Origin of the sequence: Mesorhizobium sp. B2-6-2, assembly GCF_006440615.1 — a bacterium.
Taxonomy (GTDB): domain Bacteria; phylum Pseudomonadota; class Alphaproteobacteria; order Rhizobiales; family Rhizobiaceae; genus Mesorhizobium.
On record NZ_VFUG01000051.1, the window covers coordinates 1 to 1,004 of the forward strand.

Annotated in this window: 1 protein-coding gene; it reads left to right on the forward strand. The window is 60.9% G+C overall.

All coding sequences use genetic code 11. The annotated features are described in order from the left end of the window. Positions 1–250: 250 nt before the first annotated feature. The coding region (locus tag FJ419_RS30630; protein WP_181170849.1) for a transposase at positions 251–1,004 on the forward strand (754 nt) is incomplete at its 3' end.

The window sequence follows — 1,004 nt, forward strand, 5'->3', positions numbered from 1 at the left end:
TGGTGGCATCTGGAGCACCCCTCATCCGTCGCCTTCGGCGACACCTTGCATAAGCGATGTTGTATGAAGTGGTCGTCTCGTAAGGGACGCCAATGGCCGGGTGGCCACCCGGCCATTGGCGCCGATCGTCGGATCGCACGACACCTGAACCTCTGGGGTTAAGGAGAAGCAAGATCGCGATCGGCTCTTCATCGTGGCCCGGATGGTTGCTGGAACAACCTGGTTCGTATGCAAGGCAGGGACGACGAAGATGAATGAGACTAGCACAAAGACCGCCGGAATCGACACCAGCAAGAAGTCGCTTGATGTCGCAACCTATCCGGCGAGCGAGAGGTTGCGCGTAGCCAATGCCAGAGACGGACATCAAGAGCTGGTTGCTTGGCTGAGTGCGCGTAAGATCAAACGCGTCGGCATCGAAGCCTCTGGGGGTTACGAACGAGCCGTCGTGGAATATTTGCGCGAGCACGGCTTCGAGGTCGCTCTCCTGCAGCCGCGTCAAGTGCATGCCTTTGCCGTCTACAAGCTGCGTCGTGCCAAGAACGATCGTATCGACGCCGCCCTCATCGCCGAGTGCGCTGCCAATCTCGGCGATCTGCATGGACCGCCAGACACCAGGCTGGCCGCGTTCGCTGAGCATCTGCTCTTCATCGAGCAGCTGGAGTACGATATCGCTCACCTCAAGACGCGGCGCGAGCACTTCACCACCAAGCGGATTCTCAAGCAACTCGAGCGTGAGGTTCAGCGTCTGCAGCGGCGCCGCGAGGCCGAACTACTGCTCCTGCAGGTCGTCGTGTGCAAACACGATGATCTCGCTCGGCGGCTCGAGCTGATCGCCAGCGTCGATGGCATCGGCATACGCACCGCGCTCACCCTCGTCATCCTCTTGCCCGAACTCGGCAAGGTCAGTCGCGAGAAAATCTCTGCCTTGGTTGGCGTCGCTCCTTACGACGACGACTCGGGCGAACGTACCGGCGACCGCCATATCGCCGGCGGTCGCAGTCGTG